Source organism: Actinoplanes sp. NPDC020271 (assembly GCF_044388125.1).
Classification (GTDB): domain Bacteria; phylum Actinomycetota; class Actinomycetes; order Mycobacteriales; family Micromonosporaceae; genus Actinoplanes.
In genome coordinates, this window is sequence record NZ_JBIRWQ010000010.1 from 170,646 (window position 1) to 183,412 (window position 12,767).

At 69.2% G+C, this 12,767-nt stretch carries 7 protein-coding genes; 3 read left to right on the forward strand and 4 right to left on the reverse strand.

Translation table 11 applies throughout. From position 1 onward, the window contains the following. Positions 1–45: 45 nt before the first annotated feature. Both ACH442_RS23200 and ACH442_RS23205 read right to left on the reverse strand, forming a co-directional pair. On the reverse strand, positions 46–2,556 hold the full coding sequence (locus ACH442_RS23200; RefSeq protein ID WP_396340174.1) for a glycogen/starch/alpha-glucan phosphorylase: 2,511 nt from the start codon (positions 2,554–2,556) through the stop codon (positions 46–48). Between the two features lie 414 nt (positions 2,557–2,970). Beyond that, the gene (locus ACH442_RS23205) at positions 2,971–5,334 is read right to left on the reverse strand and encodes an ATP-binding cassette domain-containing protein (RefSeq protein WP_396340175.1); all 2,364 of its coding nucleotides are present in this window, start codon (positions 5,332–5,334) and stop codon (positions 2,971–2,973) included. A 176-nt stretch (positions 5,335–5,510) separates the two neighbouring features. On the opposite strand from ACH442_RS23205, the gene ACH442_RS23210 reads away from it, so the two are divergent. The 3 genes from ACH442_RS23210 to ACH442_RS23220 all read left to right on the forward strand — a co-directional run bounded on the left by ACH442_RS23210 (position 5,511) and on the right by ACH442_RS23220 (position 10,476). Next, entirely contained in the window at positions 5,511–6,659 is a 1,149-nt protein-coding gene (locus ACH442_RS23210) for a sensor histidine kinase (protein ID WP_396340176.1), read from the forward strand. Further along, a complete protein-coding gene (locus ACH442_RS23215; protein ID WP_396340177.1) occupies positions 6,656–7,327 on the forward strand; it encodes a response regulator in 672 nt (223 codons plus the stop codon). The genes ACH442_RS23210 and ACH442_RS23215 overlap by 4 nt, the downstream gene beginning before the upstream one ends. Before the next feature lie 89 nt (positions 7,328–7,416). After that, positions 7,417–10,476, forward strand: coding sequence for an efflux RND transporter permease subunit (locus tag ACH442_RS23220; RefSeq protein ID WP_396340178.1), 3,060 nt, complete (start codon positions 7,417–7,419; stop codon positions 10,474–10,476). 39 nt (positions 10,477–10,515) lie between these two features. On the opposite strand, the gene ACH442_RS23225 is transcribed toward ACH442_RS23220, so the two are convergent. Further along, the gene (locus ACH442_RS23225) at positions 10,516–12,054 is read right to left on the reverse strand and encodes a ricin-type beta-trefoil lectin domain protein (RefSeq protein ID WP_396340179.1); all 1,539 of its coding nucleotides are present in this window, start codon (positions 12,052–12,054) and stop codon (positions 10,516–10,518) included. A 2-nt stretch (positions 12,055–12,056) separates the two neighbouring features. Further along, a complete protein-coding gene (locus ACH442_RS23230) occupies positions 12,057–12,761 on the reverse strand; it encodes a type II secretion system protein J (protein WP_396340180.1) in 705 nt (234 codons plus the stop codon). Between the last annotated feature and the right edge of the window lie 6 nt (positions 12,762–12,767).

Here is a 12,767-nt window from a genome sequence, read left to right on the forward strand (position 1 = left end):
ACGGCGGCCGGAAACGGGACCGGCCGCCGCTGGGGCACAAGTGGATCAGGACTCCCGGGGGACCGTGACCGGGGCGACGCGCCAGATCCGGGCGGCGTAGTCGGCGACCGTGCGGTCCGAGGAGAAGAACCCGCTGTGCGCGGTGTTCAGAATCGACATGCGGGTCCAGCGGACCGGGTCGCGCCAGGCCCGCTCGACCTCCTCCTGCGCGTCCAGGTACGACCGGAAGTCGGCCAGCGTCAGGTACTCGTCCCAGCCCAGCAGCGAGTCCGTCACCTCCCGCCCGACCCCGCCGAACGTACCGGCCGCGATCGAGTCGATCGCCGTCTTCAGCTCGGCGTCCCGGTCGTATTGCTCACGCGGGCGGTAACCGGCGATGTGTACCTCGGCCGCCTGGAACGCGTCCAGCCCGAAAAGGAAGAAGTTCTCCTCGCCGACCCGGGCCCGGATCTCGATGTTCGCCCCGTCGAGCGTGCCGACCGTGATCGCCCCGTTCAGCGCCAGCTTCATGTTGCCGGTGCCGCTGGCTTCTTTGCCGGCCAGGGAGATCTGCTCGCTCAGGTCGGCGGCCGGCACGATCTGCTCGGCCAGGGTCACGTTGTAGTTCTCGGCGAAGACCACCTTCAGGTACGGCGCCACGACCGGATCGGCCGCGATCGTCGCCCCGACCGCGTTGATCAGCCGGATGATGCTCTTCGCGGCGTGGTAGGCCGGCGCCGCCTTGCCGGCGAAGAGCACGGTCCGCGGAATCCAGTTCCCGGTCGGGTTCGCCCGGATCCGGTGGTACATGGTCACCACGTGCAGCAGTTTGAGCTGCTGCCGCTTGTACTCGTGGAACCTCTTGATCATCACGTCGGTGAGCGAGTCCGGGTCACCGGCGCCCAGGTCCACTTTGTTCGCCCGCTTGACCGCCCGCCAGCGCTCGGTGAACGAGGCGTCCTCGGCGAGGCGTTCCAGCCCGGCGAGACGTTCCAGGTCGGTCAGCCAGCCGTCGTCGCCGAGCCCCTCGGTGATCAGATCGGAGAGCCGCGGGTTGGCCAGCTTCACGAACCGGCGCGGCGAGACGCCGTTCGTCACGTTCTGGAACTTGGCCGGCCACAGGGCCGCGAAGTCCTGCAGGACCGTCTCGCGCAGCAGCTTCGAGTGCAGCTCGGCGACCCCGTTCACGGCTTCGGTCCCGACCACCGCGAGATGCGCCATCCGGACCCGGCGCTCGTCGCCCTCCCCGATGATCGACATCCGCCGGACGCGGTCGACGTCGCCCGGGAAGTGCTGCTCGACCTCACGCAGGAACAGCATGTTGATCAAGTAGATGATCTCCAGGTGCCGCGGGAGCAGCCGCTCGAACAGCTGCACCGGCCAGGTCTCCAGGGCCTCCGGCAGCAGCGTGTGACACGTGTACGCGAACGTCTTGCGGGTGATCGCCCAGGCCCGGTCCCACTCCAGCTCGTACTCGTCGACGAGCAGCCGCATCAGCTCCGGGATCGCGATCGTCGGATGCGTGTCGTTGAGCTGGATGACCGTCTTCTCGGCGAAGTCGTCCCAGTTCTCGTTGCGCAGCCGGAACCGGCGGATGATGTCGCGCAGCGAGCACGAGCAGAGGAAGTACTGCTGCTTGAGCCGCAGCTCACGCCCCAGTTCAGTGCTGTCGTCGGGGTAGAGGACCTTGCTGATGTTCTCGGCCCGGACCGCTTCCTGGACCGCCTCCGCGTACTGCCCGGCGGAGAACCGCGACAGGTCGAACGACGCCTCGCTGCCCCACGCCCGCCACAGCCGCACGATGTTGACAGTCTCCGTCCCGAACCCGGGGACCAGCATGTGACTGGGCTCGCCGAGCACGATCTCGCCCGGCACCCAGCGCTTGCGCGTCTCCGACCCCGGAATCGGCTCGGTGTGACCGTAGAAGTGCACGGTCTGCCGATCGTCGGGCGCCGGGAACTCCCACGGATTACCCTGGAACGCCCAGTCGTCCGGCCGCTCGGCCTGCGCGCCGTTCTCCAGACTCTGCTTGAAGATGCCGAAGTCGTAGCGGATGCCGTAGCCGACCGCCGGGATGTCCCGCGTGGCCATCGAGTCGACCAGGCACGCCGCCAGCCGGCCCAGACCGCCGTTGCCGAGCCCCGGCTCGACGTCCAGATCCTCCAGCTCCTCCAGCGAACGGCCGAGCGCCTTCACCGCCTGCGCCGCGACCTCGCCGGTGCCGGAGTAGAGCAGGTTCTGCTCCAGCTGGGCGCCGAGCAGATACTCCGCGGAGAGGTAGTAGACCCACCGCGGATTGCTGGCGTAGTGCGCGGCCGCGGTGCGGGCGCGGCGATCGGCGAGCCGGTCACGGACGCTGAGCGACAGGGCCTCGTAGGCGTCGCGCGCGCTGGCCGACTCCACCGTGGTGCCGCGGCGGTAGTAGAGGCTGCTCAGCAGATCCTGCTGGAACTCTTCCACACTGGTGCCCAGCCGTCGCAGACCGATGCCGCTGGTGCGGTCGGTGCCCTTGGCGCCGTTGGGGCTCTTGGTGCCGGGGGGGCCGCTGGGGTCTTGGCTGCCTTGGCGAAGATCCATGCGGTCCATTCTGCCGCGACCACGTTTCCGGCGGCTGACGTTCCCCATTCCGCCGAAAGAAGCCTCACCCCCACACCAAGATCAAATTCAAGATCTTCATGTCCTGCGTCCGCTGTGGTCGCCGGCCGTCGCTCCCGCGGGGACCCTTCCGGTCCGAGCAGGGGCGCGGGGCGCCCCTGAACGCTCAGCCCTCCAGGGCGACGTCCGCGGGTGGTCCCGCTCAGAGCAACAGACCCGGCCACAGCCCCCGCCCCGGAGGACAGCCGCCACGACGGGCCGGTGACCGCGGAACCCGCCGCCGGCGCCACGGAGACCCGCGCCGGGAAAGTCCTCACCCGGTGATCACACACTGTCGTGCTCACCGGCGTCCGGCGTCCGGCGTCCGGGGAAAACGTCCGGGCCGGAGCACGACCCTCACCGAGGGCCGACGTACGCGGCGAGGTGCTGACCGGTGAGCGTGGACCGGGCCGCGACCAGGTCGGACGGCGTTCCCTCGAAGACCACGCGGCCGCCGTCGTGACCGGCGCCCGGGCCCAGGTCGATGATCCAGTCGGCGTGCGCCATCACGGCCTGGTGGTGCTCGATGACGATGACCGAGCGGCCCGCGTCCACCAGCCGGTCCAGCAGCCCGAGGAGCTGCTCGACGTCGGCCAGGTGCAGGCCGGTCGTCGGCTCGTCGAGGATGAACACGCCACCCGGCTCCCCCATGTGGACGGCCAGCTTGACGCGCTGCCGCTCGCCACCGGACAGAGTGGACAGCGGCTGGCCCAGCGTCAGGTAGCCGAGGCCGACGTCGGCCAGGCGCACCAGGATCTTGTGAGCGGCCGGGTTCCGGGCGTCGCCGGCGGCGAAGAACTCGACGGCCTCGGCCACCGGCATCGCCAGCACCTCGCTGATGTCCTTGCCGTTCACCCGATATTCCAGGACCGACGCGTCGAAGCGCCGCCCCTCGCACACCTCGCAGGTGGTGGCCACGCCGGCCATCATCGCCAGGTCGGTGTAGATCACGCCGTTGCCGTTGCAGTTCGGGCAGGCGCCCTCCGAGTTCGCGCTGAACAGGGCCGGCTTCACGCCGTTGACCTTGGCGAACTGCTTGCGGACGGGTTCCAGCAGACCGGTGTACGTCGCCGGGTTGCTCCGCCGTGAGCCCTTGATCGCCCCCTGGTCGACCGCGACCACGCCGTCGCGCCCGGCGATCGAGCCGTGGATCAGGGAGCTCTTGCCCGAGCCGGCCACCCCGGTCACGACGACGAGCACGCCGAGCGGGACGTCGACGTCGACGTTCTGGAGATTGTGCCGGTCGGCGCCGCGCACCTCGAGGAAGTCGGAGGCCTTCCGTACGTCGTTCTTCAGCCCCGCCCGGTCGTCGAGGTGCCGTCCGGTCAGCGTGCCGGCGCCGCGCAACCCGTCGAGCGTGCCCTGGAACACGATCTCCCCACCGGCCGCGCCGGCTCGTGGCCCGAGGTCCACGACGTGGTCCGCGATCGCGATCATCTCCGGCTTGTGCTCGACCACCAGCACGGTGTTGCCCTTGTCCCGCAACTGCAGGAGCAGCTCGTTCATCCGCTGGATGTCGTGCGGGTGCAGGCCGATCGTGGGCTCGTCGAAGACGTACGTCACGTCGGTCAGCGAGGACCCGAGGTGCCGGATCATCTTGGTGCGCTGCGCCTCGCCGCCGGAAAGAGTGCCGGCCGGCCGGTCCAGGGACAGGTAGCCGAGGCCGATCTCGATGAACGAGTCGAGCGTGTGCCGCAGCTTGGCCAGCAGCGGGGCGACCGACGGCTCGTCCAGCCCGCGCACCCACCCGGCGAGGTCACTGATCTGCATCGCGCACACGTCGGCGATGCTCGCACCGTTGATCTTCGAGGAGCGGGCGCCCTCGCTGAGCCGCGTCCCGTCGCACTCGGGGCAGGTGGTGAACGTGATCGCGCGGTCCACGAACGCGCGGATGTGCGGCTGCATCGCCTCCCGGTCCTTGGCCAGGAAGGACTTCTGGATCGACGGGATCAGGCCGCTGTAGGTCAGGTTGATGCCGTCGACCTTGATCTTCGTGGGCTCCCGGTGGAGCAGGTCGGCCAGCTCCTTCTTGGTGTACTTCTTGATCGGCTTGTCCGGGTCGAAGTACCCGCAACCACGGAAGATCCGGCCGTACCAGCCCTCCATGCTGTAGCCCGGGATGGTGAGCGCGCCCTCGTTGAGGGACTTCTCCTCGTCGTACAGCGCGGAGAGGTCGAAATCGGTCACCGCGCCGCGCCCCTCGCACCGCGGGCACATCCCGCCGGTGATGCTGAAGCTGCGCCGTTCCTTGGTCGTGACGCCGCCCTTCGCAAGGGTCACCGCGCCGGCACCGGAGATCGAGGCGACGTTGAAGGAGTACGCCTGCGGGGAGCCGATGTGCGGATCGCCGAGCCGGCTGAACAGGATCCGCAGCATGGCGTTGGCGTCGGTCGCGGTCCCGACGGTCGACCGCGGGTCGGCGCCCATCCGCTCCTGGTCGACGAGGATCGCCGTGGTCAGCCCTTCCAGCACGTCGACGTCGGGGCGGGCCTGGGTCGGCATGAAGCCCTGGACGAACGCGCTGTACGTCTCGTTGATCATCCGCTGCGACTCGGCTGCGATGGTGCCGAACACCAGCGAGCTCTTGCCCGAGCCGGAGACCCCGGTGAAGACGGTCAGCCGGCGTTTCGGGATCTCGACGCTGACGTCCTTGAGGTTGTTGACGCGTGCGCCGTGCACGCGGATGAGGTCGTGGTTGTCGGCCGCGTGCGTCTTCTCCATGGCGGAAAGGCTAGTGCCGGCCCGTGATCCCGTGCTTCTTCTTTCCTGACCGAACGACGCCGGCCGAACGATGCCGGCCGAACGACGCCGACCGAAGGACGCCGGCCGAAGGACGCCGGCCGAAATACCGCAGGAAGACGACGCGGAAGCCCGAGCCCGGTAACTACCGTCGAGGCATGCTCAGCCGGCGTCCGCTCCTCGTCGACGCCGCCGTCGCCGTGGCGCTGACCACCCTGAGCGCGGGCGCGTACCTGGCCGGCGCCATTCACGAGCGGATGCGCCCGCTGGACTGGGGCGACCTGGTGGGGGCGGCGATCGCGCTGGCCGCCATGACGGTCCGCCGCCGCTGGCCGCGGCAGGCCCTGGTCGTCACCGTCGCGGCGATCATCGCGCACACCTGGACGCACGAGGGACGGCATCCGCTGCTGATCCTGGCCGCGGGCATGTGCGCGTACACGACGGCGACCCGCGGCAGCCGCCGGGACACCTGGCTGACGTTCGCCGGTTGTGGGGTCGCGCTCTATCTCGGCGACGTCGTCTCCGGGCGATATCCGCTGCTCACGGCCGCGACGATCCCGGTGCTGACGTTCCTCGGGATGGCCACCGCGTTCGGGGACGCCACCCGCAACCGGCGCGCCTACCTGGCCGGGGTCGAGGAGCGCGCCCGGCACGCCGAGCAGACCCGCGAGGACGAGGCCCGCCGCCGGGTCATCCAGGAACGGCTGCGGATCGCCCGCGAGCTGCACGACGTGGTCGCGCACCACATCGCGGTGATCAACGTGCAGGCCGGCGCCGCGAGTCACCTGCTGGACCGGCGGCCCGAGCAGGTCCGGCCGGCGCTGGACCACATCCGGCACGCCGGGGAGACCGTGCTCAAGGAGCTGGCGTCGATCGTCGGGGTGCTGCGGCAGTCGGACGACCCGGACGCGGGGACCGAGCCGACGCGGGGGCTGGCCCGGTTGCCCGAGTTGCTGGCCGCGGTGACGGCGTCCGGGCTGGTGGTCACCTTCCGGCAGTCGGGCGCGGATCGGGAGTTGCCGGCGGTGGTGGACATGGCCGCTTACCGTATCGTCCAGGAATCACTGACAAATGCCCATAAGTACGGCACGGGCCGGGCGGACCTGACGGTCACGTACACGCGCGAGGGCGTCACGATCGCCGTCACCAACGATGTCCCGAAAAAACCCGGCAAAGTCGGCTCGGGATACGGGATCGTCGGCATGCGCGAACGCGCGGCGGCCGCGGACGGCACGCTCACCGCGTACCAGAAATCCGGATTTTTCCATATCGAAGCAGAGCTACCAGCACCGATCGAGGCGCCGTGATCCGAGTTCTACTGGCCGACGACCAGGCACTGATTCGCGCCGGCTACCGGATGATCCTGGATTCCGAACCGGACATGGAGATCGTCGCCGAGGCCGTCGACGGCCGTCAAGCGGTCGAACTGGCCCGCACCGAGCGCGCCGACGTCGTCCTGATGGACATCCGGATGCCGGTGATGGACGGCATCGAGGCGACCCGCCGGATCGCCGCCGACGACGACCTGGCCGGCGTCCGGGTCCTGGTGCTGACCACGTTCGAGCAGGACGACAACGTGATGCTGGCGCTGCGGGCCGGCGCGAGCGGCTTCCTCGGCAAGGGCGTCGGGCCGGACGAGTTGATCACCGCGGTCCGGGTGGTCGCGTCCGGTGACGCGCTGCTCTCCCCCAAGGCCACCCGTGGCCTGCTCGGTCACCTGCTCAGCCAGCCCGAGGCCGGCCCGCCGCCGGCCGCCCTGGACGAGCTCACCCAGCGCGAGCGGGAGGTGCTGGTCCTGGTCGCGCACGGGCTCACCAACGACGAGATCGCCGAGCGGCTCTTCCTCTCCCCGCTGACCGCGAAGACGCACGTCAACCGGGCGATGGCGAAACTGCGGGTCCGGGACCGCGCGCAACTGGTCGTGGTCGCGTACCAGAGCGGCCTGGTCCGTCCGGGCAATCCGCAGGTGAAGTAGACAGCGCCGGGAACTACCGCAACCGTGGTAGTGCGACGGACCGCCGCCGGACGACGCGCGGCGACCACCCGGCGACCGAGACTTCCAGCGTGTCTCTCCTGTCCCGGATCAGTATCGCGAACCGCAAGCTGGTGGCCCTGGTCGCCGCGCTGGTCGTCGCCCTCGGCTGCTACGCGGCGGCATCACTGAAGCAGCAACTGCTGCCCGATCTCTCGTTCCCGGCCGTCACGGTCCTGGCCACCTATCCGGGTGCCGCGCCCGAGGTGGTCGAGGAGCAGGTCACCGCCCCGATCGAGGACGCGCTCAAGGGCGTGACCGGGGTGGAGACGACCACCTCGACCTCACGGCAGGGGTCGGTCACCGTCACCATGTCGTTCGGCTACGACACCGACATCGACGGCGCGACCGGCGACGTCCAGGAGGCGCTGGCCAAGGCCCGGCTGCCCGAGGGCGTCGACCCGCAGGTGCTCACCGGCAGCACCGGCGACATGCCGACGATGACGCTCGCCGCGACCTCCGACGGCGACCAGCGCGCCTTCGCGGCGAAGCTGACGTCGACGGTCGTGCCCGAGCTGCAGTCGATCGACGGCGTCAACGAGGTCTCCGTCTCCGGCACGCGCGACCAGGTCGTGACCGTCACACCGCGTTCTCCTTCCTCGACCCAGTCGATCATCACGGCGCTGGGCTCGCTGGGCGGCACGTCGTCGGCCGGTCAGATCACCGCCGGTGGCAAGGATCTGAGCCTCGCGGTCGGGTCGGCGGTCACCTCCCTCGACCAGATCAAGAACCTCTGGATCGCCGGCCCGAAGCCCGCCCGGCTCAAGGACCTCGCGTCGGTCACGCTTTCCGACGCGGCGGTCACGTCCATCACGCGTACGGACGGGAAGCCCTCGCTGGGAATCTCGATCACCATGGATCACAACGGGTCGTCGTCCTCGATCTCCGACGACGTGCGCGCCGAGCTGGCCGACCTGCAGACCTCACTCGGCGACGGCGCGCGGCTGACCGTGGTCTCCGACAGCGGCCCGCAGGTCAAGGACTCCGTCGACGGCCTGCTGGAGGAGGGCGCACTCGGCCTGCTGATGGCGATCGTGGTGATCGTGCTGTTCCTGCGGTCGGGCCGGTCGACGCTGGTCACCGCGGTGTCGATCCCGCTGTCGCTGCTGATCGCGTTGATCGTGCTCTGGTGGCGCGACTACTCCCTGAACATCCTCACCCTGGGCGGCCTGACGATCGCGGTGGGCCGGGTCGTCGACGACTCGATCGTCGTCCTCGAGAACATCAAACGCCATCTGGGGTACGGCGAGGACCGTCGCCACGCCATCATCACCGCGGTGCGGGAGGTCGCCACCGCCGTCACCTCGTCGACGCTGACCACCGTCGCGGTGTTCCTGCCGATCGCGTTCGTCAGCGGACTGGTCGGCGAACTCTTCGGATCGTTCTCGATCACGGTGACGGTGGCGATGCTCGCGTCGCTGTTCGTGTCGCTGACCGTGGTGCCGGCCCTCGCGTACTGGTTCCTGAAGTCCCCCGTCGTCACCGAGGACGCCGAGGCGTACCGGGAGCGGGTCGAGGCCGAGGAACGCAACGGTCTGCTGCCCCGGCTCTACCTGCCGGTGATCACCTGGTCGGTCCGCCGCCGCAAGACGGTGCTGGCCGGGGCGGTCGTGCTGCTGATCGGCACGGTGGCGATGGCCGGCGCGCTGAAGACCAGCGTCATCGGCGACTCCGGCTCGGACAGCGTCCGGGTCACCCAGACGCTTCCCGCCGGCACCGGCCTGGCCACCACGGACAAGGCGGCGCAGCAGGTCGAGAAGGTGCTGGCGACGGTCGGCGGGATCGACTCGTATCAGGTGACGGTCGGTTCGTCGGGCGGGTTCTTCGGGGGTTCCGGTGGCGGGAACTCGGTGTCGTACACGATCAACCTGGCCGACGGGACCGACGCGGCGACCGTCGAGGATTCGATCTCAGCGCAAGTCGGGCGTCTGGCCGATTCCGGAGAGATCACTGTCGGCGAGGGCGGTGGCGGCGGGTTCGGCAGCAGCGACATCGAGGTGTCGGTGCGGGCCGGTGACGACGCCACGCTGACCGCCGCGACCGAGCAGATCCAGCAGGCCCTCACCCAGGTCACCCAGGTCACCGACGTGAGCAGCGACCTGAGCGAGAGCGCCCCGCAGATCAGCATCGTCGCCGAGGGCGAACAGGCCGCGAAGTACGGCCTGAGCGACCAGACCATCGTCTCCGCGCTGCGCACCGCGGTGCAGGGCACGACCGCCACGCAGGTCACCCTGAACGGCGCCGCCCACGACGTGGTCGTGCGGACCAGCGCGACCACGCCCGACACGCTCGCCGAGGTCAAGGCGCTGACCGTGATGACCACGACCGGGCCCGTGCGACTGGACGAGGTCGCCACGGTCACCCAGGTCGACGGCCCGGTCCAGCGGGTACGCGTCGACGGCGACCGCACCGACACGGTCACCGCCACGCCGGCCGGGGACGACACCGGCGCGGCCAGCACCGCGGTGCGGACGGCACTCGACGGTCTCGCACTCCCGGCCGGGGCGACGTACGAGATGGGTGGGGTCACCTCGCAGCAGAACGAGGCCTTCAGTCAACTCATCCTGGCCATCCTGGTCGCGATCGGCCTGGTCTTCCTGATCCTGGTGGCGGTCTTCGGCAGCATCCGGCAGACGCTGATCCTGCTGGTGTCGATCCCGTTCGCGTTCGTCGGCGCGATCGCGCTGCTGCTGATCACCGACACCCCGATGGGCGTGGCCGCGCTGATCGGCCTGCTGATGCTGATCGGCATCGTGGTGACCAACGCGATCGTGCTGATGGACCTGATCAACCAGTACCGGCAGCGCGGCATGCCGGTCGCGCAGGCGGTGGTCGAGGGCGGCCTGCGCCGGCTGCGGCCGATCCTGATGACCGCGCTGGCGACGATCTTCGCGCTGCTGCCGATGGCACTGGGGATCACCGGGTCGGGCGGGTTCATCTCCCAGCCCCTCGCGGTGGTGGTGATCGGCGGGCTGGTCACGTCGACGCTGCTGACACTGGTGCTGATCCCGACGCTCTACACGATGATCGAGAAGCGCCGCACGCCCGCGGTGGAGATCACCGAGGTCCGGGAGCCGGTCGCGGTCGGCTGAGACCAGGGGTGGCGCGGCCTCTCCTGGCCGCGCCACCCCTCAGTTCTCGATGATGTCGCTGAGCGGACTCGAGTTGCTGATGTCCGGCGGCGCGTTCCACTTCTGCAGCTCGTTGCTGCTGCACACGGCCACCTTGACCTTGCTGGTGCCGTCCGAGTGCAGGTCCACGTTCTTCACCCCGGTGGCCAGATCGGTCGGCTGCAGGCAGAGACCCTTGCTGTCCTCGATGCGATAGCTGGTGGTGTAGCTGCCGGTGTTGTGCTTGACGTTCCAGATCAGGTCGGAGGAGATCCCGGCGATGCTGGTCACGGTGGTCTGCGGGCACCCGGTCGTCGTCACCGTCACCCAACTGCTGGACGTCGCCACCAGCGGCGACTTCAGGCAGTAGCGCTTGCCGCCGGTGATGATGTAGATGACGCCCTTCTTCTCGGTCTCCTTCGCGGAGTCGTTCGGCATCGGGTGGTACCAGGTCTGGTTCCAGTCGACGACGCCGTTCGGGTCCTGTTTGCAGAACCACGCGATCATGTAGGTGGAGGTGACCTGCCGGCTGGTGACGTCGAGACAGCGGCTGAACTGGGAGTAGTTGACCAGCTGATTGGTGTCCTCACCGGCCATGCCGGCGCCGACCGCCGCGTCGAACCGCCAGACGTTGAGGGTGGAGCTGCCACTGCAACCGCCCAGGATCAGCGGCGTGTTCACGGTGCTGGCGGTGGTGAGGTTGATGCAGTAGTTCTCCACCACCTTGCTGGGGCTAGTCGTCCGCAGATTACTGGCGTTGTCCAGGCTCCACTGGAAGTCGGGCACGATGGTGCCGGTGCTGCTCGGGCAGGGTTGCAGCACGACGGCCTTACCGTTCGCGTGCGCCGTGGCGCCGAACACGCACATGCCGTCCGGATAGGCGTCCGTCTCCGAGTTGACCAGCTTGATGTAGAGCTCGGCGGTGTACCGGAACTGCTGGGTGCTGCCGCCGTCGCAGAGCTCCATCTTGACCGGCGCGCCCGCCGCCGGGGTCTTCGTCACGGCGTCCATGCAGAGGTTGCCGACCGAGGACGAGTCGATCCGGATCGAGCCACCGGTGGCCTTGTGGGTGTCGTTGTCGAGCGCGAAGGTGTAGGTCCCGTCCAGGGTGCGCGAGGTGTATTCGGGTGTGGTGCTGCCGGCCGGCGCGAGGTCGAGCGAGCCGAGCCCCTCCGAGGACACCTTCGCGGTCTTCGGCGGCGTCTTGAGCGGGCAGGACAGCGCATTGCCGGACCGGTCGTAGTACGTGATCGTGACGACGTACTCCATCTTCTCCCCACCCACCCCGACGTCACCCTGGACGGGGGCGGCGCACGACGGCAGGTCCTCGAGCAGGCCCGTGGTGCCGTAGGAGGCGGCGGCGATCCGGGCCATCACCACGTCCAGGCCGATCCGGGCGCCGGCGAGGGCGGTGCTGCGGTCCGCCAGGGTGCGTGCGGTGGTGAACTGGCGGATGATCATGGGCAGGACCGCGACGGAGAGAACCAGCCCGGTAGCCACGATCATCATCGCGATGGGCAACGAACCGCTGTCGTCGCCGGAACGGCGGTGCGACTTCATGGCTACGGCCTCCCTACGTTGCTGCATTGCTGGAGCGTCGGATCGATCTTGTCGGGGTCGTCGTCCTTGCCGTCGAGGTCGTTCGCCTCGCCGATGTTCTGCGTCGTGAAGTCGCTGTCGAACCGCTGCGTGACGTCACCGGACGTGACTTTGAAGTGCACCCGGACCATCAGGTACTTCGCGGTGAACTGAGTGCCGACCCCGGTGGTCCCGGCACTCGCGGTCTTCCACGGGGCGTCACCCGGCAGATACACCTCGAACGGCTTGGCGGTGCCGTCCAGTGCCACGTCGGTGGCGAGGGTGGACGCCGCGTCCGGCGTGCCGCCCAGGTTCCAGTTGCGCATCGTCAGGATCTTTTTGTCGGTGTCGAACAACAGCTGCCGGCACCGCACGGGCGGGTCGGTGAGGTCCGTGGCCGTCTTCACCCGGGGCGGGGTCGCGAACTCCAGGTAGTAGCGGGTCGTGACGCCCGCGGGAGAGCGCACGGGGGACACGTACGTCGCGTAGCGCAACTCCCGGTCCAGCCGATTGAAGCTGATGTCGAGCTGGTCACCGGTGACCGAGTTCTGCTCGATCTGCTTGGTGCCGGAGTAGATCTGGATGATCGCGGTCACCGCCACCAGCGTCACGACCGACATGATCCCGGTCGTCACCAGCAGCTCCATCAGCGAGAAACCCTGGTCGTCGCGGCGCTTCCCCGGTGGCATCAAGGC

Bases quoted from the DNA above. Each gene is read 5' to 3' on its own strand.
- ACH442_RS23200 (WP_396340174.1), bottom strand. From the start codon at position 2,556: ATGGATCTTCGCCAAGGCAGCCAAGACCCCAGCGGCCCCCCCGGCACC.
- ACH442_RS23205 (WP_396340175.1), bottom strand. From the start codon at position 5,334: ATGGAGAAGACGCACGCGGCCGACAACCACGACCTCATCCGCGTGCAC.
- ACH442_RS23210 (WP_396340176.1), top strand. From the start codon at position 5,511: ATGCTCAGCCGGCGTCCGCTCCTCGTCGACGCCGCCGTCGCCGTGGCG.
- ACH442_RS23225 (WP_396340179.1), bottom strand. From the start codon at position 12,054: ATGAAGTCGCACCGCCGTTCCGGCGACGACAGCGGTTCGTTGCCCATC.
- ACH442_RS23230 (WP_396340180.1), bottom strand. From the start codon at position 12,761: ATGCCACCGGGGAAGCGCCGCGACGACCAGGGTTTCTCGCTGATGGAG.